This is a genomic window from Acinetobacter sp. AM (genome assembly GCF_003105055.1).
Taxonomy (GTDB): Bacteria; Pseudomonadota; Gammaproteobacteria; order Pseudomonadales; family Moraxellaceae; genus Acinetobacter; species Acinetobacter tibetensis.
Window position 1 is genome coordinate 25,589 of record NZ_QETG01000020.1, and the last position, 23,424, is coordinate 49,012.

Sequence of the window (23,424 nt, forward strand, 5' to 3'; positions counted from 1 at the left end):
GGAGTAAATTTTAAATTGACAGAAGGTTACGCATAGCCAATTAAGACACAATTTGAATACGGCTAGAACCAGAACCTATTGGCTGTACCTGAATTTGAACAGGAATGCGCTCATGCATTTCTTGAATATGTGAAATGAGAACCACTTTGCGTCCTTGATTTTGTAATTGGTCAAATGCATTCATCACCATGTGTAAAGATGAAGCATCTAAAGTGCCAAAACCCTCATCAATGAATAGCGATTCAATTTTCATCGAGCCTGCCGCCATATTGGCAATAGCTAAGGATAAAGCCAAAGCGGTCAGGAAAGATTCTCCTCCTGAAAGAGAAGAAACCGAACGAGTTTCACCATCCATATCATGGTCAATAATGGCGAGACTGAGCGAGTTATCCAAGCGTTTTAGGGTATAACGTTGTGACAGTAGCGCCAATTGTTGGTTGGCATATTCGATTAAAATATCGAGGTGATATTGTTGTGCTAAATCGCGGAACTTTTTCCCTGTGGCATCACCCATCAAGCCCGAAATTTTAGCCCAACGATGTTCCTGTTGCTGAATTTGTTGTATTTGGGCTGCGAATTGCTGCTGCTTGGCTAAATTTTGCTGATGTAATTCCAGTGATAATTTGAGTTGATCACGGTGTTCAGTTAGTTGTTGTAATTGCACAGCATTTTGTTCAAGTAACTGCAACAATTGATCATGATTGGTCTTGGATTGATATTGCTGATGTTCATGTAATTGGTTTTGCAGTGTTTTCAATGCATAGGCAGCTTCGCTCAATTGACGATCTGCCTGTTGCAAGGATAAACGCAGTTGTTGTTCCTGAGTTGAGGAAATCGCAAGCAGCATTTTTAAGCGAGGCTCGGAAAATTCACTGTGCTGCGTTAACCACCTTGAAATTTCTGTTTGAGCTTGCTCCAGTGCATGGAGCTGTTGCTGCTGTTGTGCTTTCAATTGTTCCAAGGCATTTTTGTGTTGTTCGAAGTTTTGACGCGCCTGTTCAAAACTGAGTTTGAGCTGTTGGTATTGCTGTTGTAGCTGTTGACGTTGTTGATCATGCTGCTGAAGCCATTCATTGGCTTTAAGCTCGGTTGAGCCAGTCATGTTGATAATGAGTTGCCGAGCTGCTTCAGCATTGTGCTTCCCTTTGGCTTCAACCTCTTTCAGTTGTTGCCCGAACTCGATGTGCTGAACAGTCAAACTGCTGAGATTTACTTTGAGAATATTCAGTTGTTGTTCAGTTTGTTCTTTTTGCTTATTGAAGCGATCACGCTGTTCAATTTGCTGCGCACGTTGTTGTAAATACTGCATTGTTTGTTGTGCTGTAGACAGCGGATGCTCGACCCATGCAGCTTGTTCATGTGGCGCTAGACAATCAATAATCTGCTGAATTTGCTGTTGCCATTGCTGTACAGATGCCAGTTGATGGGTATTGTGTTGAATACGTTGTGCCAGTTGCGACTGATCTTTATGTGCTTGATTGAGCCGTTGTAAATCCAGTTCCGCCTGCTGTTTAAGCTGAGTACTTTCTGCAAGGCAATGTTGTAGTGTAGTCAAGATTTCCTGTTGAGGATGAGTTAAATCTAGAACTAGCTCGGATAGTGCGAGATGTTGTTGTAATTCATTTTTTTGTCGTTCTGATTTTTCATTGAGTTGTTGTAATGAATGTTGCAGTTGGACGTGCTCGGCGCTCATTTGAGTCAGTTGTTGTTGAGCTGTTTGCCAAAGCTGTAGACATTGTTGTTCCTGTTGAATCGCCTGTTGTTCTTGCTGTTGTTGCAGTTCATACAATGCCTTCGAGACTAGATTTTCATCATCACGATAGGGGTGTTCTGTACTGCCACAGACGAGGCAGGCTTCCCCTTGTGTTAATGCTGCACGTAAATGTTCAATATTTTCGGTATGTAACAAGCGCTGTTGTTGTAAGAAACTTTGTAATTTTTCTCGTTCCTCTTTTGCCGCCTGAAACTCGATTTCTGCTTGTTTGGTGCTTTGCTGAAGTTGTTGCTGCTGTTGTTGAATGCTGTGCAATTTGTCCGTCAGATTCAGGATTTCATCGGTTAAGGTAAAGAAATACTCCAGTTTTTGCTGAGTTGAATCCAGTTGATTGAGTCGAGAGAGTTGTTGCTCTTTGTTTTTCTGTTGTTGTTCTCGTTGCGTTTCAATTTGAGCCGTCGTCCCAAATTCTGCGACTAATTTTTGTAGCAGAATTTTGTCTTGATCAAGCTGTTGCTGTGCTTGCAGGATATTGCCTAAAGTATTTTCAACTTTTTGATAGTGTTGAATAAATTGCATGAGTTGCTGAAGATGAGCATTTAAACTTTGATCTAAAGTTGCAAACTGATCGCTATTTTGCAGTTGAGTTGCACAAAATTGCTGTTGTGTGATCAAGTGTTGTAATTGTTGTTCAAATTGCTGTTGCTGTTCGAGTAAAGGTTGCTGCTGCATATCCAATTGTTGCAAACGACTTTTGGTCTTTTTATATTCATCGGCAATATAGTCACGTTCTTGTACATATTTACGAACATCACCCAGTTCTTGCTGATGTTGTCGTTCGAAATCTTGTAATTGGTGCAATGCTGTTTCAGCTTGGTTAAACTGATTTTTCTCTTGTTCAAATTGAGTGACTAGGGCAGTAAAGTGCTGTTGTTGTTGCTGAATTTGTGGTTCAAGCTGTTGCAGGCTGTTTAGAATTTGTTGTTGCTGAAAGACAACGGGGCGTATCGCAGAAAAAGTTTCGAGTTGGCTCAGTTGTTGGCGATCTTGTGCTAAGGCTGTATGTGCTTGTAGTTGGGTTTCATACTGTTGCTGTTTAAGCACAATATCTTGTTCTAATTTATACAGTTGCGTAAACCATTGCTGTTGTTGAAGATACTGTGATTTTTCCTGCTCGAGTTTTTGATAATGCTGTTGTGCAGTTTCATATTGAGTGCGTAGCGCTGTAATTTCTTCTTCGGAGCGAATTTCAATATGACCTAAAACATTTTCCAGTTCCTTGCGTTGTGTTGCAATCGATTTGGTTTTTTCATAAGCCAGTTGTCCAATTTTACCGAAAATGCTGGAATTGGTTAGATATTCCAATAATTCGCCCCGCTCATTGTCGCGGGCTTTTAAAAAAGCAGTCACTTCAGACTGTGCCAATAACACTGCACGGGTAAATTGTTCAAAACTGAGTTGGGTAATCTGTTGAATATGGGTTTCTACCGCTTTACTTTTATCGGCAATCACCACATTGTCAGTTAAGCATTTTAAATAGCGTTGTACATTTTGAAGTTTGCCCGAAGCACTTTCACGTGCGCGTTTGACTTCCCATCGTGCCAAATAACATTTTTGGTCTTGTGCGATAAAACATAATTCGGCAAAACCATGCCCCGTACCACGACGCAAAACCGTGAGTGGCGAATTGGTCAGTAATTCTGAGCCATCACTATCGAGTAACTTACCATCACTGTCTTTTAGGCGTGGAATTTTATTGAATAGCGCTAAACACATGGCATCTAAAATAGTAGATTTCCCCGCACCTGTTTTACCTACAATAGCGATTAAACCTGCACTGGCTAGCGGTTCAGCATCAAAATCAATCAGATGTTCACCCGCGAGAGATGCCAGATTTTTAATTCGAATAGATAAAATTTTCATGGCAACCCTTTAACCGTTTTGTTCGTCTTCTAAAGTTTTTTCTGCTTCGTGTACCAAACTCATAAAATCATTTAGGACATCATCATCGGCAGCATAACCTTGTTTTTCCCATACATTTTGGAACAGTTGTACAGGGGTCGGCGGTTCAAGCTGTATGCTTTGCGCATTCGAGGCATCTTGTTCTGAAGATAAATATTGGCGTGAAATTCGGACCAAACGATAGCGATTTTCAGGTAACGCCTGTTCAAATTGCTGGCGTAAATTGGGAGGTGGAGGCGTCAAGCTATGATATTCAATGTCGACATATTCACGTTGATCAATATCTTCTATTTCACCTGTCGCTAAATTGCTAAGTTGTTGCAATACATCATGCATTTCGCCGCGAATGCGATGGAGAGCAATACTGCGTGGAATAGGCAATACTTCAAGCTGTAAACGTTCTGGAGGTTCGAGTTGTGGATCGATGGTAATTTCTAAGACTTGGTGTTTGTAATTGACTTCACTGAAGGACAATGGAATGGGAGAGCCACTATAACGAATATGGTCTTGTCCAACCTTTTGCGGTTTATGCAAATGACCTAATGCCACATAATCAATTACCTCATCAAACAGCGCCGTTGAAAGTGCTTCTTCATTGCCAATAATAATCGGGCGTTCTGAGTCTGAGGTTTCCGCACCTTGCATATGGGCATGCGACATCAGGATTAGGGCCTGATCATTCGTTTTACGTTGTTTGGCTGCCGAAATGAGCTGTTGATGTAAATGGGTGATAGCAGCTTTGCTGTCACTGGTTTGCTCATTGATTCCTGTAATTTCGGCAGGACGTAAAAATGGCAGGCTTAAGCACCAAGCCACAATCTGCTGTTGTTCATTATAAATTGGAATGAGTAAACGATTTAAATCGAGCTGTCCTTCGGTATTTTTATGAATGACCCCAACAGCTTTGGCATTGTATTTAGATAACAGTGGTTCCACCTGTTCAATACGATAACCCGAGTCATGGTTCCCTGCAATCATGAGGGTTTGCATGTGCGGAGCCACCGCATGTACATCTGCCAAAAATTGATAAAGTTGCTTTTGCGCACTGGATGCGGGGTTAATCACATCAAAAATATCCCCTGCAATAAGTAGTGCATGTGGCTGTTTTAATTTAATTTGATCGACTAACCACGTTAAAAACTGTTCGTGTTCATACTGACGGGAGTGGTTATAAAAAAATTGTCCCAAGTGCCAGTCAGAAGTATGAAAAAAGCGAACAGTCATGTGATCTCAAAGCGTGAAAATACCGTGTATAACTTAGCATATTTTACATGCCCAGATATGCAGTAGATGATTAAGGCGACGGTTTTAGTCGCAAGAAAATCATCCTTTAAGCCGCGTTTGGATCGAGTTGTACCAAGCCAAAAGTGTTGTGATCTGGGTCGATAAAATAGCCTTGCCAGCATTTATTTGGAATAGCGAATTTGGGCATGGCTTCTTGTCCACCCAGCGCCAAGATTTTTTCAGCCGTTGCATCAAAATCTTCGACTTGAATGGAACACGTAAACGCATTGGTACCACAATGTGTCGGTGGCGTTTCCACGGGACGCTTTAATAAACCGCCATGTAGATTCGCTGTATCAATTTGATAATATTCGATGGGTAGACCTGCAACCTTGGTAAATGTCCAACCAAAGATCGCTTGGTAAAATTGAAGATCACGTTCAGGGTTTGACGATTGAATTTCAAAGTAGACCAAAGGTTGCATGACCTTCATTCCTATTTTTATTGTTCTGAAAAATAAAGACCGACGATTCGAGTGATGATGAAATCGTCGGTCAAAAAACGGTGGATACATCAAACTTTTAAGCTGCTGTTTTAAAAGTTTAACGTTCACGCCAAGCTTATTGCTTTTGGTAGAAGGTCGCCGAAAATATTGTGGATGCCGGTACAAATTGACGGTTTCGAACCTTGTACTCTTAATAACGTGGACAAGTTTGAATTGGTTGACAAGAAAATGAAAAAAGTTTGAATTTTTTTTTATAATAGCGTTTTGCCCTTGTTGAGCTGTACTCATGATACCACTGCGCCGCTATTTTATTTGGTTTTTTGTACTGTGCTTTCTGTTCACATGTATTTGCGGTGTGTTGGCAGCATTAATGCCAAGAGGGATGGGGAGTATACTTACCATAGTGCCTTATTTGGTGGCAATGATCTGGGTATTATTTAAATTCCTGAAACAGCAAAAGCGTGCTCCAACGCAAGCAGAACGTAAACAGTTGACGCTAGGTTTTAGTCTGATTTTCTGGGGTTATAACTTGTTGGGTTTACTGGGCGGAATTTATTTCTTCTCACGTAGCAATCCAACGATTTGGCAAGACTTGTTGTTGTATTTGCAACAACCGCAATTTATGGCAGTGGTATTGATGATGTTCTTGCTGATTGCCATTCCATTATATCTTTTAACTTATTGGTTTTATGGTGCTCAAGCACAACGTATGGTAGACAAAATGTTGGGTTAATGCACATAAGCTTGTATTTATTGTCTTTCTCATTTATAGATAAATCATCTAACCAAGAGATTGTTTTATGTACAAGCCTGTGGTGTTGATTACTGGAGCTTCTGGGTTTATTGGTTCTTATTTAGTGCCTTATTTATTAAAACGAGATTTTCAAGTCATTGGGATTTCAAGGAAACCACAAGCTCAAACGCATCCTGATTTAAGTTGGGTTCAGCACTTTGATGAACTGCAACATCAAACCATTGATTATGTCATCAATTTGGCAGGGGAAAGTATCGCCGAAGGTCGATGGAGTGAACAACGTAAGCAGAAGTTAATTCAAAGTCGAGTGAAAATGACAGAAGCCTTGTACCGTTATTTACAACAACGGCAAATTTTCCCGAAATGTATTTTGTCGGGTTCTGCGGTGGGATACTACGGTATTGATGCTTTGGAGCAATGGCAGCAAGTTTGTACAGAAGAATCACCTGCTCAAAACATTTTTATGTCGCAACTTTGCCAACAGTGGGAACAGGCAGCGTTGGCAGATACTCAACAAAATACCAAGATTATGCGTTTAGGTATTGTGTTTGGACGTGGCGGTGGCATTTTGCCCAAAATGCTGTTTCCAATTAAGTGGAATCTGGTCGGACGTATTGGCCATGGGCGGCAGCCCGTGGTTTGGGTACACATTCAGGATGTACTACGTGCGATGGAGTTTATTCTGACCCATGAGACTGAACAAAAAGTCTTTAATGTGGTAGCGCCAGAAAAAGTGACACAGAGTCAATTTGTGAATATTGCAGCAGTCAGTTTAAAACGACATCCTTTGCTAAGTATGCCCGCTTGGGTTTTTAAAAGTCTATTGGGGGAGCAATCACAATTGATTTTAAATGGTCAATTTGTGCAACCCAAAGCCCTTCAACAAGCAGGGTTTGAGTTCAAGTTTCCGACTTTAAAAGAAGCATTAAATGATTTGCTTTGATGTGGAGCAGTGTTTTAACTGGTCATTATTTCAGGTTTGAGCAATTGTGCAGGGCTATAAGTCGCCGCATTCACATATGTTGGCTGCTTCAACATAAGCTGACGTAACAGTTGTGCCGAAGCAGGCCCCATACATAAACCGTTTCTAAAATGTCCCAAATTGACCCAGACATTGTTGAGATGAGGTAGTTGACCAATATAGGGAATACCTTCGGGTGAACTTGGGCGTAAACCAGCCCATTTTTGCACTACAGGGAATTGGGCTAACTCAGGCACCATTTCATAAGCAGCTTCTAAAATATTCTGTTGAATCTGCTCAGTGGTTTCGGCATTGAACCCACACTCTTGCATGCTGGAACCACAGACAATATGACCATCCATCCGTGGAATGAGATACATGACTCGACTCATACACATGGTTGGTAACCAGTGGGCAGGAGTTTTAATCAGCGCCATTTGCCCTTGTACTGGGCGAACGGGTAGTTCCAAACCCAGTTGTGCTGACCATAAACCAGACCAAGCACCTGTTGTTAGCACGAATTGATCGGCATAGACTTTTTGTCCTGTTTCAGTTTCTACATATTGAACTTTGTCTTGTTGAATCTGAAACTTGTGAATCGGTGTTTGGTCGAAAAATTGAACCTTCGGATGTTGTTCTAAATAATTCCGCAGAGATTGTAAGAGTCGAGGATTGCGTACATTGGCGATTTCTGGAAAGTAAATCGCATGTTGAAACTGTTCGGAAAGCTGCGGATTGACTAGCTCTAATTGTTCACGCTGCAAGTATTCGCAGTGCTGCATGGGGTCTTGGAATTGAGTTTTATAATTTAAACCGACTTCAAAATCGGCTTCATCCAAAATTAACATGCCTGTTTCATGAATCTGAAAATCAATCCCTGTGACTGGCTGTAATTTTTCATTCCATGTTTGGTATAGGGCTTTACCATGTTGCGCCAAGTGATTGACCGCACGAGGATAGCGCCAAGGATACATTGGGGAAAGAATACCGCCACCTGCCCATGAGGCTTGCCCTGCATAGCTTTGGTTATAAATACTGACCTGACAGCCTTGTTCGACCAGTTCTAAAGCTGACAATAGGCCACTAATGCCAGCACCAATAATGACGATATTCATAAAAATTTGAGATCGATTAGTTCATGGCTTTGAGTTTAAGCGCTGCTTCTTCCGCGAAATACGTCCAAATCCCATCAGCACCCGCACGACGACAGCTCATCAAGGATTCAATAATGACTTGATCGGATAACCAACCATTTTGAATGGCACCCGCTAACATCGCGTATTCACCACTGACTTGATAAACAAAAGTTGGAATACCAAAGGTATCTTTGACTTCACGCACGATGTCTAAGTACGGCATTCCTGGTTTAACAATCACCATGTCTGCACCTTCCTGAATATCCAGTGCAATTTCATGTAAGGCTTCGGCGCGGTTACCGACATCCATTTGGTAATTGTATTTATTGCCACCTTTTAGGTTGCTGGCAGACCCAACCGCATCACGGAATGGACCATAGAAGCTCGATGCATATTTTGCCGAATATGCCATGATATTGGTATAGATATGTCCATTGGCCTCTAAAGCATGGCGAATAGCACCAATACGACCATCCATCATGTCACTCGGTGCAACGACATCTGCACCTGCTTCTGCATGACTCAAAGCTTGTTTAATGAGGCATTCGACGGTTTCGTCATTCAGAACATAACCTGTGTCATCAATAATGCCATCTTGTCCGTGGGTAGTGTAGGGGTCGAGGGCACCATCGGTAATCAGCACCATTTCAGGCAATTCTTTTTTGAGTAAGCGAACGGTATTTTGCACTAAGCCATCGTCGCGCCATGCTGCTTCAGCCGTTAAACTTTTATCTTCTTGTGGCGTAACAGGGAACAGTGCCAATTTAGACACACCCAGTTCTAATAACGTTTCCGCTTTTTTTAATAATAGATCAGCAGAAAGGCGCTGAATCTTCGGCATGCTTGGAATATCTTGGGTTTGGTTTTGACCTGGCAGTACAAATACAGGATAAATCAAGTGATCAGTCGTGAGTTGAGTTTCCCGAACCATGGCGCGTAATTGGTCATTCTTTCGAATACGACGCATACGGGTGGCAGGAAATGCTGGGCGATTGAACGTATAAGTCATAACAATCTCACTGATCAGTATTAAACTAGGCAGTATTGTAGACCCATCACATAGCTTTAGGGGCAAAATGCGGTCGTTTTTTCAAAATTTTAGGTGTTTGAGTAATTTATGAGCGATATGGAAAAGAAATGGACGGGAGGGATCCACTTGGGTTCGAAAGTTGATATTGATGTGGTCTTACAGCAATTGTGTCATGCCTTTAATAGTTCGCCATTTTTCTCCCATAATGGTATGACGATGCGCGTGGTCGATCAGCAGATTGAAGGCTATATTGAAATGCAGCCGTACATGATTGGAAATGTCGCTTTTCAAATTCTACATGGTGGTGTTGCCGCGACAATTCTAGACAGCGTTGGGGGAATCGTGGCAATGGGTGAGCTGTATAAACGCGCTGAACCTGAGCAATTGCCTGACACCATTAAGAAAGTGACGCGTTTGGCAACTGTGGATATGCGAGTCGATTATTTAGCCCCTGGGCGCGGTAAATTCTTTGTTGCCCGTGCAGAAACCTTACGCTTAGGGCGTAAAGGCTGCACCATGCGTATGACTTTGGTAAACGATGAAGATAAAGAAATTGCGACGGCGATAGCGTCTTATGCGTTCTAAAGTAGTTGAAAAGTAAATTATTTTGTTTGAACAGTTCTCTCAAAATAAGTTTTAAGCTGCCATGATAATGGTGGCTTAAATCAATTAATAAACCAATCAGTCTAAAAAATCATTTCTCATATCATGAGTTTTTTATTTAAAATTCCCAGCCAAATTTATATTAAAGAAATGACTTTCTCATCGACACGAATCTTCAGTTTTTAAAAATAAGTAAAAAACTGTTTGAGTTGTAGATTTTGTGGTGACCAAGTCTGTCTGGCTGAAGGAAGAAACGATGACAGAAGCTTCAACGATTCCACCACAATCGAATGCCGCAAATATGCAAGCTAAACGTAAAAAGTCCTTTGCGATATTTGGAACAATACTGGCGATTATTGCCGTGGTTTATGCAGTTTGGGCATTATTTTTAAACCATTTTGTCAGTACGGACAATGCCTATGTTGGTGCAGAAACAGCTTCAATTACCTCAATGGTGAATGGTCAAGTACAACAAGTTTTGGTTAAAGATACACAAACTGTTAAACAAGGTGATGTGCTGGTTCAAATTGATGATCGCGATGCCAAAATCGCAGTTGCCGCAGCACAGGCAGAACTCACCAAAGCCAAACGTCAATACAAGCAAACCCGCGCCAACAGTAGTGCATTGAATTCACAAGTCTTTGTGAGTGATGATGGTATTCACAGCGCTGAGGCACAGGTGCAAAAGGCACAAGTGGATTTAGGCAAGGCGGAAAAAGAATTGCTACGCCGTCAACAACTGAGTACTTCGGGTGCTATTTCTAAAGAAGAATTAAGTACGGCACAAATTGCAGTAGAAAATGCACAAGCAAGTTTGGTGGTTTCACAAGCGACTTTGGCCCAAGCAAAATCAAATCAAAAAGCAGCACAAAGTACTTTGGCGGCTAATGATGCCTTGATTCAGGACAGTAATGAGAACTCAACCCCTGATGTATTGATTGCCGAAACCAAATTAAAACAAGCTCTTCTGGATTTAGAGCGTACTCAAATTAAAGCTCCGCTTGATGGGGTAGTGACACGCCGAAATATTCAAGTGGGTCAACGTGTTGCCCCTGGTACTGTGATGATGATGGTCGTACCTGTGTCACAACTCTATGTCGATGCCAATTTCAAAGAAAGCCAGTTAGAAAAAGTTCGTGCAGGGCAAAAAGTCAGTTTAGTTTCTGACCTGTATGGGGATGCTGTTGAGTTTCACGGTACGGTTCAGGGATTCTCTGGCGGAACGGGTGCTGCTTTTGCCCTCATTCCTGCGCAAAATGCGACGGGTAACTGGATTAAAGTGGTACAACGTTTACCTGTCCGAATTGCCCTTGATTCACAAGAGTTGGCGAAACATCCGCTACGTGTTGGACTTTCAATGGAAGCCAAAATCGATTTGCGTTCGAAGTAATTTCTTATGAACCAGTATCGTCCTTTTGGTGATTTACAAGGTAGCCGCTTAATGCTCGCTGCCTTTGTACTGGCATTGGCGAACTTTATGGTGGTGCTCGACATGACCATTGCCAATGTCTCGGTTCCGCATATTACTGGGAGTTTGGCCGTTTCAAGCTCGCAGGGCACTTGGGTGATTACCTCTTATGCAGTTGCAGAAGCAATCTGTGTGCCTTTGACTGGTTGGCTGGCAGGACGTTTCGGAACAGTACGATTATTTGTGATTAGCCTGATTGGTTTCACCACTTTTTCAGTTTTGTGTGGATTATCCACCAGTTTAGAAATGTTGGTGTTTTGCCGTATTGGTCAGGGGCTGTTTGGTGGTCCGATTATGCCGCTCAGTCAGACCTTGCTCATGCGTATTTTCCCACCTGAAAAACAATCTCAGGCGATGGGTATGTGGGCCATGACTACGGTCGTCGGTCCAATTTTAGGTCCAATTCTGGGCGGTTCGATTAGTGATAATTGGTCATGGCACTGGATTTTCTTTATCAATATTCCCGTCGGTATTATTTGTGCCTTAGCGGCAATACGTTTATTAAAACCTGCAGAAACAGATAAATTCCGTTTGCCGATTGACGCCATAGGTTTAGGTTTATTGGTGCTCTGGATTGGGGCTTTACAGCTCATGCTCGATTTGGGGCATGAAAATGACTGGTTTAACAGTACTTTTATTTGCTTCCTTGCAGTCATTACGGTCATTGGTTTAATCGCATTTATCATCTGGGAGCTGACTGAGCAGCACCCGATTGTGAATATTGCAATTTTCCGTTATCGCGGTTTTAGCGTTTCAGTGTTGTCCTTGGCGTTTGCTTTTGGTGGCTTTTTTGCCAGTATTGTCTTAATTCCACAGTGGGTACAGATGAATTTGGGCTACACCGCGACGTGGGCGGGTTATCTGACTGCCACCATGGGCTTTGGTAGTTTGACCATGTCACCGATTGTGGCAAAACTGGCAAACAAGCATGATCCGCGTGCTTTAGCCAGTTTTGGCTTGCTGCTGATGGGGATTGTAACCTTGATGCGTGCCTTTTGGGTGACCGATGCCGACTTTATGACTTTGGCAATGCCTCAGATATTACAAGGTTTTGCTGTACCATTCTTCTTTATTCCATTGTCGAATATTGCACTGGGTTCAGTCTTGCCACAAGAAATGGCTTCGGCTGCCGGCTTAATGAACTTCTTAAGAACCATGGCAGGTGCCATTGGGGCTTCCATCGCCGTAACCATTTGGGATGACCATGCCAAAGTGGCACGGACTGAAATGGTCGCAAATTTGCACACCAGTGAAGTCCAAAATACGCTCATACAAAATGGTATGACTCATGAAACGGCTTTAGGAGTAATTTCTAACTTGGTCGACAAAGAAGCCATGACCATGTCGGTCGATCATGTTTTCTTTATCTTAACCTTGGTGTTTGTTGTGGCAAGTTTATTGATTTGGCTTGCACCTAAACCGAAAACCAAAGTCACAGGACCGAGTCATTAAGCTTTAGCCCGAGCACCGCAATAGAATATTCGCGGTGCTCAAAAATCTAAATTTCAGATTTTGCTCGTTTTAATGCTGTACGCCATTGATGTAAATGTTGCTGACGCTGATCTTCCGACATTTTAGGCTCGAACATTCGATCCAATTGCCAAGATGCAGCAACCTCAGAAACATTAGAAAAAATCCCCATCTTCAATCCTGCCATTGCAGCCGCACCCCATGCCGTAGATTCCAGCATTTTAGGGCGTAGCACAGGGACATTGAGCATATCGGCTTGAAATTGCATCAACATATCATTGTGACTGGCACCACCATCAACTCTTAACTCTTTTAAGGGATGTGTGATATCAGCTTGCATGGCATTTAGAACATCAGAAACCTGAAAGGCAATGGATTCTAATGCAGCTCGGGCGATATGTGCCTTTGAGGTTCCTCGTGACATACCACAGAGCAATGCACGCGCATTACTGTCCCAATGTGGCGCGCCTAATCCTGTGAATGCAGGAACCAACACGACGCCGTCAGAATCTTGTACTTGGCAGGCAAGTTTTTCAACTTCTGAACTGTGCTGAATAATCCCGAGCCCATCTCTGAGCCATTGCACAATCGCGCCTGCCATAAATACACTGCCTTCCAGTGCAAAGGTATTTTGTTGGTGACATTGCCAAGCCAGTGTGGTGAGCAATTGATTTTGGCTGTATTGAATTTGGTCACCCGTATTAAACAACATGAAGCAACCTGTACCATAGGTATTCTTCGCAGTGCCTGCCTCAAAACAAGATTGTCCAAACAGTGCCGATTGCTGATCCCCTAAAATTCCTGCAATTGGAATTTCTGCACCCAATAATCCTGAGGCAGTATTGGCAATGTAACGATCTGACGAAATGATGGTTGGAAGCACTGAAGCAGGGATGTTGAATAATTCTAATAACTCTTCATCCCATTGTTGGCTTGCCAAATTCATGAGCATGGTACGCGAGGCGTTACTGGCTTCAATCACATGTTCTGCGCCACGCGTGAGATTCCAAACCAGCCAACTATCAATCGTGCCAAAAGCAACATGTCCTTGATTTGCCAGAGTTCTTAAGCCATCGACATTTTCAAGTAACCAAACCAGTTTACCTGCACTAAAATACGGATCGATTCTTAAGCCTGTTTTTTTGTGAATGATGGCTAACAAGTTGCGTTTGGTGAGTTGATCACACCATGCAGTTGCACGACGGTCTTGCCAAACAATGGCTGGTGCAAGTGGAATGCCAGTACGTTTGTCCCAAACCACAGTCGTTTCACGTTGGTTAGTTACCCCAATGGCTTTAATATCCTTTGCAAAGAGATGTGCCGAGGCGATGGCTTGTTGCACCACAGCAATTTGAGTGCTCCAGATTTCTTGGGCATCTTGCTCGACCCAACCTGAATGAGGGGTACGAATTTGAGTTTCACGTTGAGCTGTTGCGTAGATTTTTCCTTGTTCATCAAAAATAATGGCTCTACTCGAGGTTGTTCCTTGATCAAGTGCAAGTAAATAGCTCATGTTTTTATTTTTTAACTCTTGAAATATGAAAGATTACCGCAATAATGTAATAGAACGCAGTTGCTTCTGTAAATACTGTGAAATTACCTCGTAATTTTCGATATTTATGTTATGATTGCTATACACTTTGGGGGTGTTTCTGGCTTCGACGCTGGTGATGAAACTCATAGATGCATGTCGAGAGCGCATTTTCTCTCGTAAATCAAATTTGCATTTTTTAGTCGCAAACGACGAATCATACGCTCTAGCTGCCTAAGGGCAGCTTGTCCGCCTCTCCGAATACTTGTGGTTAGAGAGTCCGACTGAAGCGCACGCACACAAGTCCGTATAAAACCAAGCCTCGGGGTTTTGTACTAAATTAAGAGGATCGCGATTTGTACCCTGTTCGTCGGGTCACAAAGAGTTAAAACAATAGACGATATCTAAGCATGTAGTATTCTCGAGCGTAGTGCTGGCGGACGCGGGTTCAACTCCCGCCACCTCCACCAAAATTCTTTCCGAAGTAATCCGTCGGAATCTAAAAAAGCCTTTAAACTCAATGTTTAAGGGCTTTTTTATTGGCTGTATTGTCCGATACTGTCCTAAGCGATTTGATCCTATTTTTGCTTTGTGTGGGTAAAAATTGGCAAAATTTACCCAGAAATTAACACAACAAATTCTGGTTAAAGATATGTCACTCACAGATGCAGAATGTAGAAAAGCTCAACCGAAAGACAAGCAATATCGTCTATCAGATTCACATGGTTTATCACTGATTATTACAACTAAAGGTCAGAAGTATTGGAATGTCCGCTATACCGTTCATGGGCAGCGTCAATCTGAGTCACTAGGACCATACCCAGAACTTAGTTTGAAAAAAGCTAGAGAAATGGCTTATGAACTTAAGTATAAACATTCAAAATCAGTACTTCATGAGGATATAAAGCCTTTCTTTAAAGAAGTAGCTGAAGATTGGTTTGAGAATCAGAAGGAAACGTGGTCACCAAAACATATTAGCAATGTCAGAGCATCTCTGGATGAATTATATCTTTCATTAGAAAATAAGCGTATTAATCAAATTCAAGCACCTGAAATTTTGCAGATCATAAAAAAGATTGAGGCGAGAGGCTCACTTGAAGTAGCCAAACGTACTTTATCTCGTTGTGGGATGGTGATGAAATATGCCATTGCTCATGGCTATCGTTACGATAATCCTGCCGGTGATTTGGTTTATGCCCTTAAGAATAAAAGGGTTAAAAACTTAGCCTCTTTATCTGCCGCTGAAATGCCTGAGTTTCTCAGACGTATTAAGGCTTATCCTGCTGATGCTCAAACACACCATGCCATTGTCCTAATTATGCTTACAGGCGTTCGAGTAAGTGAGTTACTGCAAGCACGCTGGGAAGAATTTGATCTGGAAGGCCGTAAGTGGGATATCCCTGAAGAACGTATGAAGAATCGTCTTCCGCATCGTGTGCCGTTGACAGACATGATGATTGAGGTACTGAAAGCTTTAAGACTTACCCATAATCAGGAATTACTTTTTCCTCATCGTCTAAGTAATAAAGAATCGATGCGTAGTGAATCTATTTTGGCAGTTATTAAGCGTTCAGGTTATGCCGGTCGAATGACTACACATGGATTTAGATCACTATTTAGTACAGTCGTAAATGAGTCTAATTTGTTTAATCCTGACGCGATTGAGCGTCAGCTTGCCCATGTCCCTCAAAATAGAATTCGATCAGCCTATAATCGTGCGCAATATTGGGATGAACGTATAAAAATTATGGAGTGGTATGGGGAACAAGTAAGAAAGTGGTGTTTTTAATAAGGATGAAATTCATGTAGAGACTCTCTTTGAACATAAAAGTCTCTACATATTTTGAAAATTTTACCAAATCAAATATACACTTAATATTTACAATTCTCTTTCTCGTCACACATTTCCTTAAGAAATATTTGGTGGATGAGTTGCTCTAACATCTCAGATTCTGACAGTTTTTTGAAAGCTGATAGTTCTTCAAGTTCTGCCTTAGCCTTCTTTGTTAGAGGTAGATGGTGAGGTTTTCTTACTTTATCTCCGTCTCTAAATTTTTTTTGACTCCATGCCTTATTAAGTTTATTGATTGTATTTTCATGTAGGATATAATCATAGAAGAATAAATAATCAAGATATGCTGTTATTAACAGTTGGTAATGGTTTTTATTTGTCGGTATGTAATTTATATTTTTAAAATAATAATCAACTCTTTTTAAATATAAGTATGCCCAACTGAGGAAAGTTTCATCTTGGAATTTTTTTGAGCAGTTTTTTTCTTTTATTAAAATCTCATTGTTGAAATACTCAATAGCATTTTCGAGTTTTCGATCTTTCCTATATGTGTTGAGATTGTTTGTAAAATACCAGTGTGCGAGATGGAGATATATTGGTTTCTCATATTCAAAATTAAAAAAATCTTTTTTATCAGATTTTACATAATTGAATGCGAACATACATAATCTTTGATTTTTTTTGATGTCAGTGAGTATTTTTGAGAATGTATCTTTCTTATTATTAATTTTTTCTAGAAAATTCTCGATATTTTCTTTTGATTTTAATTTTTTTATTGAGTTAATTAGATTATTTTTAATTTCATCGAAACTAGAAAAGTGTTTTAAATCATTAAGCTTAGTATATTTTTTTTGGGGGCCATGTTTAATGTCTTCTTTAAAGCGCAGAAATTCTATAGAAATCCAAATAAGATCTTCATCACGATATTTTCCTAGGGTTGCCTTAATCGATTTCGTCAATTCTTCGTCTGGTATTTTATCAATAGTTTTTTCAACGTCCTCATCCTGAATATCTAGACCCTTAACTTCGTGAATATCTAACTCAAAACCTGACATTTATATCTCCTTGTGTAGCAAATCTTGTAGTATTTTTAGAGTAATTATACATAAATTTTTGTGGTGTTTTAAGTGTTTTAAATTTTGAATGAGTGCATATTCAATAGTAGTTTATGGATAAAATTGCTCTTTTTTTTGTTAAAATTTCTTAGTAATTCCTGATTAACAGTAAGTTTCTTGTACTCTTTGAAGTGCTAGAGGATGTGATAACGGAACTACTCAGTTTTGGAGGGTAGGATCTGGGTATGATGAAACTACAAAATTCATGACTTACAGTAAATATTCTTGAATGCTTATTTTCATAAAGAGTTAAATGTGTTGGATGGAAAAAATGGGTCTTTAAAATTCAAGAACTATATAATCTAATAGAATTTAAGCCATGTGGTTTTAATTTTTGATTTTGTGCGGATAAAAATTGCTTCAATTTAATTATTTTTTTTAAATCTTTGATATGGTAGTCTTAGGTTTTTTGGTTATTTTTTTGGTGGTTATTAATATTATTTATATTTAACTTATTTGCTTGATGGTAAATAATTACAGAAGAGTTCCTTTTATGCTTTAAACCATTAAAAGGAACACTCATGTGCCATACAGTAAATGAATCAAAGATCTTGATCGAAATTGAAAATTTTGTTGAAAATATCTCTATCAGGAAACGTAAGCCTCGTAATTTTTATAATCAGTTAACAGAACTGCTTATTCAGTTAAATCAAATTTATAATCCTGATTATTCTTATGTACCTGCAATAGAGGCTCTGAGTGAACTGTTATTGGATTTAGGTGAGTATTTAGATGAGCCTGAATGCTTATATGAGCGCTTAATAAAAATCTCTTTTAAAGATATTCAACGTGATTTCAAGTGGCATTATCGTAGACATAAACGTCAATTACGTCATCATCGTTATAGTGAGTCAGAAAATACCAAGACGCTTGTTAAGCGTATGCAAGAAATCAGTGATAAATATTCACGAATTTTAGTGGTCCGTGTTGATTTAGCTTATCCGCTTAAATTCCAAGATCAGGTTGGTATCTTGGATTTTAAGGATGATATGGATGTACTGCGCACTCGACTTCGTGATCAGGATACAGTTTTTAAAAAATTGATTGCATCCGCATGGGCATTAGAGCAGGGAGAGGACAAAGGCTATCATTGTCATTTGCTCTTGGTTTATAAGGGGAGTGACTATCGCAATGCATATTGGATTGCTGATCAAGTTGGAAAGCTTTGGAGTGATATTACAGAGGGTTTAGGTTGTCATTTTAACTGTCACACATCAGAGTACCTTAAGCAGTTCTCAGATCGAAACCGTTTAGGCATTGGGATGATTCATCGTAAAGACTCGGATGAAGTGAATAATATGTTGAATACCGTGAAGTATTTGGTACGCCCTGAAAAAGAATCGCAGCATTTAAGAGTGAAAACTAAAAAGCGTATGCGGACTTTTAGCTAATAGAAAATAATACAGGCATACATCATCCACATGAAGATCATGGTTCAAATGATCAGGGGCTTATGAATATAGGCCCTTTTTTACTTTTCATTGGAGATGTAAATGATGCTTAAGCATTGTCCTTATTGTCAGTCTACTCGCGTACATCGTATGTTTATCTCTCACCCGAAAGAGCCTTCATCTCAGTTGAATACTCAACCTTTGTTTACTGCTCAATTTGGGCTAGGTATACAAGTGTTTAAACAACTCTGTAAAAGACCACCTTTTGTGCCATGGTGGTTGGGACTGGCTGAAATTTTAATGAAGGGGATGTATTTATATTGGATGGAAACGCAACGGGCTCATTCTGATTCGGGAATTGCCATTGGGTTTTATTGCGAACAATGCCAACGTAGCTTTAATCATTAAGCAGGCAGGTTGATTTTCTAGGCAAATAGAAAAATAGGTCGATGATTTCTCATCGGCCTATCTATGAGCTAAGTAAAATTATTGTGAGTGGTAAAGCAACCAACTTCTTTTTTAACTCAGAATTCATCAAAGAGCGATGTTAACTTACTTACAGCCATGATTCGCTGCTACAGCATCTTGAGTGAACGAGAACCCATTGATTGGTAAATTGGAAATTGTCTTAACATCATAAGCATCGCCCGTAGTTTCAAGAACAATATTGAGTTTATTTTTTACCGTAGTCTTAGGTGTCATGGTATAGGTTGAGCCTTGGCGACCTTCATCAAAATTGAAACAAGCGTGTTTAAATTTGCTCGTTGCTGTTTTGATGGTGTCCTTACCTAGATAAACCGTTTTGCCTTCGATATTAATGAAATTTTTGCTTGGTGAGGTATTCAGCTGATTGACGCTGAACTGGGCTAGACCTTGCTTACTATAGTTAGCATAAAGGCTTAGATTTCCGATGGTCCAGTTGCTGAATTGCGCTGTTCCTGATTCAGGTTGACCAAATTTCTGAATGAGTGTTGAGCGTGTATCACTCGTGGTTACGGTTTTTCCATTAATGCTCATGTGATCAGTAGCAAAAACAGAAGTTGTAAAAGTTGTGAGTAATATAGCGATGATATGTTTATTCATGATGTTTCTCATTTTAAAGGTATTTCATTATTTGGAACGTAAGGCGAGACCGCCGATAATTAATAGAAGCAAAATGCCACCGATCAATTTGCCCACCGACGGAAACATGACAGCAGGCCAAATGACACCTTGCCCTAAGTGATAGGCAAATGACTTATAGCTGTATTGTCCCCAAATGGATTGATAGAGCGTGAAGAGCAGACCAATGATGAAGTATCCACGGATCAGCCAACTCTTAATGGATGGATTCATTTATTTTCCCCAAATGCAAATTGAGCCAGTAAACAAAACAACCCAAATACAATCATCATTGCAATAAAGGGCAGACCTAAAAAACAGACGACTACGATGATGCAGATGATGCCAGCGAGTGTTCTCATGACTTACTCCTTCATGCATTGCAAACCACTTTGGAGTAGGTCGTATTGAAAGGCTTCACTTTGGTGAAGGGTGTAAAGATTGTTCTTGAGTTCATCCTCACCATATTTACTTTCAAGCTTCTTATACGCGCATTTACAGGTAGAACGCTCCATTCCTGTGGATTGGCAACCACTAATAAATTGCCGTTCAGATTTACTGGCACAACCTGAGAATAAGAGTGCTGAGAAAGTGATGGATGTAATGAGTAACGAGGTTTTCATTTGTTCCCCCAAATTTATTGTTCTGTTTTGAAATAGATCGATTCAGCCGATTGCATAAAGAAAAGGCGAGTGTAGACCATCCAAAGGACGGAACTGTCTTTAGCGCAAATTAAGCTGAAATAGGATCTATAATTTAGGCCGAGGACCAAGGGATGGTATTCAAAGGCTTAAGAGAAAATAAAAGTGAGAGGTACTGCTTAGTCATGGTTATGACTCCTTAGGTATTTAAGAAGTTCTACCAAATTACTGCTAAATAATGGTGGCAGAACGAGAAGGGGTTAGCAGACTGAACCTAAGAATCAGCACACCCGAAGGTGTCCCCCTCCCGTCCTACCGCAGAGGGGAGCACGAGGGCACACACCAAAAGAAAAAATCTTTTAGTGCACTTAGGAAACGGTCTGCTAAAACCGACTGGCAATGTAGGCCAGCACCCAAATCATAATCGTAGAGTTTAAAGGGGTCAATGATTGGTCGTAGATTTCGATTAAAAGATGTCAAAATTTATGGACATGAATTAAATAAATTTCAGATATATAACATCCACATGAATCTCCATCTTACTTTACAAGTGAAATGGATTAACCCTTTGGCCTGCTCCCTCAGCAGGCCTTTTTTATGCCCCAAAATTTAGTTTGAAGAACGTTCAGCATTCATTTGATTTAAAGGAAAACATCATGGCACATCAACTTGAACAAATGGCTTATGTCGGTGCAACCCCTTGGCATGGCTTAGGTAATCAACTCACCCAAAACCAACCCATTGAAGTCTGGGCACAACAAGCGGGTATGGACTGGCGGATTGAATCGTCAGATGTCAGTTATATGGCTAAAAATGATCGTGGACAAAGCATCATCATGCCTTATGAAGAACAGCGAGTACTCTATCGTTCTGATACTCATGCACCATTATCGGTAGTGAGTCAGCGTTATCAGGAAGTGCAACCGAAACAGATTTTAGAATTCTATCGTGATCTTACTGAGCAATCAGGTTTTGAATTAGAAACCGCAGGGGTACTGAAAGGCGGGAAGAAATTCTGGGCATTGGCTAAAACGGGACAAAGCTCAGCCTTAAAAGGTAAAGATGTGAGCAATGGCTACATTCTCTTAGCCACTGCCTGCGATGGCACCTTAGCTACAACAGCACAATTCACCAGTATTCGCGTGGTTTGTAATAACACTTTAGCGATTGCTTTAAAGGGACAAAACTCAAGTGCAGGGGTAGTCAAAGTGCCACACAGCACCAAGTTCGATGCCCAGAAGATCAAACAGCAATTGGGTATTTCAGTCCGTGCATGGGATGAACACATGTATGAAATGAAACAACTCAGTCAGCGTAAAGTTACACAGACTGAAGCCGCAGCTTATTTCGATGCTGTGTTTAACAATACCAGCCTGAGTCCAATCGAACAGGACGAAGGCATTATTCAGTTCTACCGTAATGTAGCATCACAAGCCAACCACACAATCAAAGCTGAAAACAAAACTGAACCGAATGGACGTGCCATGTCTAAAGTCATGAGCATGTTTAATGGACAGGGTCGTGGGGCAGAACTGAGTTCAGCTAAAGATACCGCTTATGGTTTGCTATGCAGTATCACCGAATTTGCTGATCACGAACGTCGTGCTATGAGTCAGGATCATCGATTGGACTCTGCATGGTTCGGTGCAGGCGCAGGGCTTAAGCAACGCGGACTCGAACAAGCACTCCGTTTAGTTGTTTAAGTTTAGATTCAGATTCCAGATTTAACATGAGGACATGAGATCAATATGATCCTGTAAAACCCTCTCAATCCAGACACCTCTTTGCCACATCTCCAGATGTGGCTTTTTTTATGCCCAAAATTTAACAATTACAGGAAATTATTTATGAACTCAGCATTGATTCACCCAACTCATACCAGACCAAACCTTCATGCTGACCGTCCGAAACTATTTACAGCAAAACGTTTTGTCGAGACTAAGAATATGACTCAAGCCGAATGGCTCGAAGTACGTCGACAAGGTATCGGTAGCAGTGATTGTGCCGCAGCCTGTGGACTCAATCCTTATATGTCGATGTTGGAACTGTGGATGATTAAAACAGGACGGATTCAACAATCGATTGAAGATGAAAGCGAGGGATATGCACCCTTGTACTGGGGTAAACAGCTTGAACCTTTAGTGGCTGAATACTACAGCATGCACACCAACTATAAAGTACGTCGAGTCAATGCTGTGCTACAACACCCTGAACCTGACAAGCATTTCATGTTGGCCAACTTGGATTACTCAGTCGTGGGGAGTGCAGATGTTCAAATTCTGGAATGTAAAACTGCAGGGGAATATGGGGCCAAACTGTGGCGAGATGGCGTGCCTTTATACGTCCTCTGTCAGGTACAACACCAACTGGCAGTCACAGGCAAGCAAGCAGCGCATATTTGTGTCTTACTTTGTGGGCATGAAACAAAGATTTTTAAAGTCACTCGTTCTGAATCGGTGATCCAGCATATCGTCAATGCAGAGCGTTACTTCTGGGAGTGTGTTGAAAATGATACGCCGCCTGAAGCTGATGCCAGTGAATCGGCAGCTAAAGCCTTACAGCTCCTCTATCCTGAACATGTGCCTCTCAGTACCACGGATCTATCAGAGGATGGGCAAGCCAATCAACAATTTGAGCAATTGCTTCAAGCTCGAAGCCAAATTGAAAAGCATCAAGAGCAGTTCGATCTGCTGAAGCATCAGCTACAAGCCAAGATGCAAGATGCTGAAAGAGCAACATTCTTAACAGGTTCAGTGACGTGGAAAAAGGCTAAAGATTCGACCAGCTTAGACAGCAAGGCTTTACTCAAATCACATCCTGAATATCTGAATCAGTTCCCACAAACTAAGCAAGGTTCAAGACGTTTCAATATCTATAGCAAGGATGATTGAAGCTGCTTTAGCCTAAGTGTAATTCACAAGCAGAACATCAAGCTCCACTCAGCAATCCCATGCCTCAGCACATGGGATTTTTTTATAGCAATTTCATTTTAAGCAAATACCGAAACTCATTTAAACAGAAGAGGA

21 protein-coding genes and 1 other RNA gene are annotated in these 23,424 nt (G+C 40.9%); 11 read left to right on the forward strand and 11 right to left on the reverse strand.

All coding sequences use genetic code 11. The annotated features are described in order from the left end of the window. Positions 1-40: 40 nt before the first annotated feature. From DCO44_RS11590 to DCO44_RS11600, 3 genes are all read right to left on the reverse strand, one after another. On the reverse strand, positions 41-3,637 hold the full coding sequence (locus tag DCO44_RS11590; RefSeq protein ID WP_116762050.1) for an AAA family ATPase: 3,597 nt from the start codon (positions 3,635-3,637) through the stop codon (positions 41-43). A gap of 9 nt (positions 3,638-3,646) precedes the next feature. Continuing rightward, the gene (locus DCO44_RS11595) at positions 3,647-4,900 is read right to left on the reverse strand and encodes an exonuclease SbcCD subunit D (RefSeq protein ID WP_116762052.1); all 1,254 of its coding nucleotides are present in this window, start codon (positions 4,898-4,900) and stop codon (positions 3,647-3,649) included. 106 nt (positions 4,901-5,006) lie between these two features. Beyond that, positions 5,007-5,384 (reverse strand): VOC family protein, encoded by a 378-nt coding sequence (locus DCO44_RS11600; protein WP_116762054.1) that lies wholly within the window; start codon positions 5,382-5,384, stop codon positions 5,007-5,009. Between the two features lie 307 nt (positions 5,385-5,691). On the opposite strand from DCO44_RS11600, the gene DCO44_RS11605 reads away from it, so the two are divergent. Beyond that, a complete protein-coding gene (locus DCO44_RS11605) occupies positions 5,692-6,138 on the forward strand; it encodes an ABZJ_00895 family protein (RefSeq protein ID WP_116762056.1) in 447 nt (148 codons plus the stop codon). A gap of 67 nt (positions 6,139-6,205) precedes the next feature. Continuing rightward, on the forward strand, positions 6,206-7,102 hold the full coding sequence (locus tag DCO44_RS11610) for a TIGR01777 family oxidoreductase (RefSeq protein WP_116762058.1): 897 nt from the start codon (positions 6,206-6,208) through the stop codon (positions 7,100-7,102). 14 nt (positions 7,103-7,116) lie between these two features. Here the strand turns inward: DCO44_RS11610 and thiO are convergent, their stop codons facing one another. Further along, entirely contained in the window at positions 7,117-8,235 is a 1,119-nt protein-coding gene (thiO, locus tag DCO44_RS11615) for a glycine oxidase ThiO (RefSeq protein ID WP_116762060.1), read from the reverse strand. A 16-nt stretch (positions 8,236-8,251) separates the two neighbouring features. Then, positions 8,252-9,265: a porphobilinogen synthase gene (gene hemB, locus DCO44_RS11620; protein ID WP_044738220.1), complete on the reverse strand. Its 1,014-nt coding sequence runs from the start codon at positions 9,263-9,265 to the stop codon at positions 8,252-8,254. A 108-nt stretch (positions 9,266-9,373) separates the two neighbouring features. Here hemB and DCO44_RS11625 point away from each other — a divergent pair, with 108 nt between their 5' ends. The 3 genes from DCO44_RS11625 (at position 9,374) to DCO44_RS11635 (ending at position 12,809) form a co-directional block, all read left to right on the forward strand. Then, on the forward strand, positions 9,374-9,871 hold the full coding sequence (locus DCO44_RS11625; protein ID WP_116762062.1) for a thioesterase family protein: 498 nt from the start codon (positions 9,374-9,376) through the stop codon (positions 9,869-9,871). Positions 9,872-10,145: 274 nt separating this feature from the next. After that, complete coding sequence (locus DCO44_RS11630; RefSeq protein WP_116762064.1) at positions 10,146-11,279, forward strand: HlyD family efflux transporter periplasmic adaptor subunit; 1,134 nt, start codon at positions 10,146-10,148, stop codon at positions 11,277-11,279. A 6-nt stretch (positions 11,280-11,285) separates the two neighbouring features. Then, positions 11,286-12,809, forward strand: a complete 1,524-nt coding sequence (locus DCO44_RS11635; protein ID WP_116762065.1) for a DHA2 family efflux MFS transporter permease subunit — start codon at positions 11,286-11,288, stop codon at positions 12,807-12,809. 46 nt (positions 12,810-12,855) lie between these two features. Here DCO44_RS11635 and glpK read toward each other — a convergent pair whose 3' ends face one another. Next, on the reverse strand, positions 12,856-14,340 hold the full coding sequence (gene glpK, locus DCO44_RS11640; protein WP_116762067.1) for a glycerol kinase GlpK: 1,485 nt from the start codon (positions 14,338-14,340) through the stop codon (positions 12,856-12,858). A 129-nt stretch (positions 14,341-14,469) separates the two neighbouring features. On the opposite strand from glpK, the gene ssrA reads away from it, so the two are divergent. Together ssrA and DCO44_RS11650 are read left to right on the forward strand one after the other, a co-directional pair. After that, positions 14,470-14,828, forward strand: a transfer-messenger RNA (tmRNA) gene (gene ssrA, locus DCO44_RS11645). Positions 14,829-15,010: 182 nt separating this feature from the next. Next, positions 15,011-16,147, forward strand: a complete 1,137-nt coding sequence (locus DCO44_RS11650) for a tyrosine-type recombinase/integrase (RefSeq protein ID WP_116762111.1) — start codon at positions 15,011-15,013, stop codon at positions 16,145-16,147. 83 nt (positions 16,148-16,230) lie between these two features. Here DCO44_RS11650 and DCO44_RS11655 read toward each other — a convergent pair whose 3' ends face one another. Beyond that, positions 16,231-17,205: a hypothetical protein gene (locus DCO44_RS11655; protein ID WP_116762069.1), complete on the reverse strand. Its 975-nt coding sequence runs from the start codon at positions 17,203-17,205 to the stop codon at positions 16,231-16,233. Positions 17,206-17,786: 581 nt separating this feature from the next. On the opposite strand from DCO44_RS11655, the gene DCO44_RS11660 reads away from it, so the two are divergent. Together DCO44_RS11660 and DCO44_RS11665 are read left to right on the forward strand one after the other, a co-directional pair. Beyond that, positions 17,787-18,656 (forward strand): YagK/YfjJ domain-containing protein, encoded by an 870-nt coding sequence (locus DCO44_RS11660; RefSeq protein ID WP_116762071.1) that lies wholly within the window; start codon positions 17,787-17,789, stop codon positions 18,654-18,656. Positions 18,657-18,758: 102 nt separating this feature from the next. Further along, on the forward strand, positions 18,759-19,064 hold the full coding sequence (locus DCO44_RS11665) for a hypothetical protein (protein WP_116762073.1): 306 nt from the start codon (positions 18,759-18,761) through the stop codon (positions 19,062-19,064). 144 nt (positions 19,065-19,208) lie between these two features. On the opposite strand, the gene DCO44_RS11670 is transcribed toward DCO44_RS11665, so the two are convergent. The 4 genes from DCO44_RS11670 to DCO44_RS16860 are packed head-to-tail and all read right to left on the reverse strand — an operon-like array spanning position 19,209 to position 20,380. Further along, positions 19,209-19,739, reverse strand: a complete 531-nt coding sequence (locus DCO44_RS11670) for a hypothetical protein (protein WP_116762075.1) — start codon at positions 19,737-19,739, stop codon at positions 19,209-19,211. 27 nt (positions 19,740-19,766) lie between these two features. After that, entirely contained in the window at positions 19,767-19,991 is a 225-nt protein-coding gene (locus tag DCO44_RS11675) for a hypothetical protein (RefSeq protein WP_116762077.1), read from the reverse strand. Then, complete coding sequence (locus DCO44_RS16945; protein ID WP_265735817.1) at positions 19,988-20,119, reverse strand: hypothetical protein; 132 nt, start codon at positions 20,117-20,119, stop codon at positions 19,988-19,990. The genes DCO44_RS11675 and DCO44_RS16945 overlap by 4 nt, the downstream gene beginning before the upstream one ends. A 3-nt stretch (positions 20,120-20,122) precedes the next feature. Further along, positions 20,123-20,380 carry a hypothetical protein gene (locus tag DCO44_RS16860; protein WP_116762079.1) on the reverse strand — a complete coding sequence of 86 codons (258 nt, stop codon included), beginning with the start codon at positions 20,378-20,380 and terminating at the stop codon, positions 20,123-20,125. 674 nt (positions 20,381-21,054) lie between these two features. Here DCO44_RS16860 and DCO44_RS11690 point away from each other — a divergent pair. Further along, the gene (locus tag DCO44_RS11690) at positions 21,055-22,101 is read left to right on the forward strand and encodes a DUF932 domain-containing protein (RefSeq protein ID WP_116762081.1); all 1,047 of its coding nucleotides are present in this window, start codon (positions 21,055-21,057) and stop codon (positions 22,099-22,101) included. 144 nt (positions 22,102-22,245) lie between these two features. Next, positions 22,246-23,289, forward strand: a complete 1,044-nt coding sequence (locus DCO44_RS11695) for a YqaJ viral recombinase family protein (RefSeq protein WP_116762083.1) — start codon at positions 22,246-22,248, stop codon at positions 23,287-23,289. The last annotated feature ends 135 nt before the right edge of the window (positions 23,290-23,424 follow it).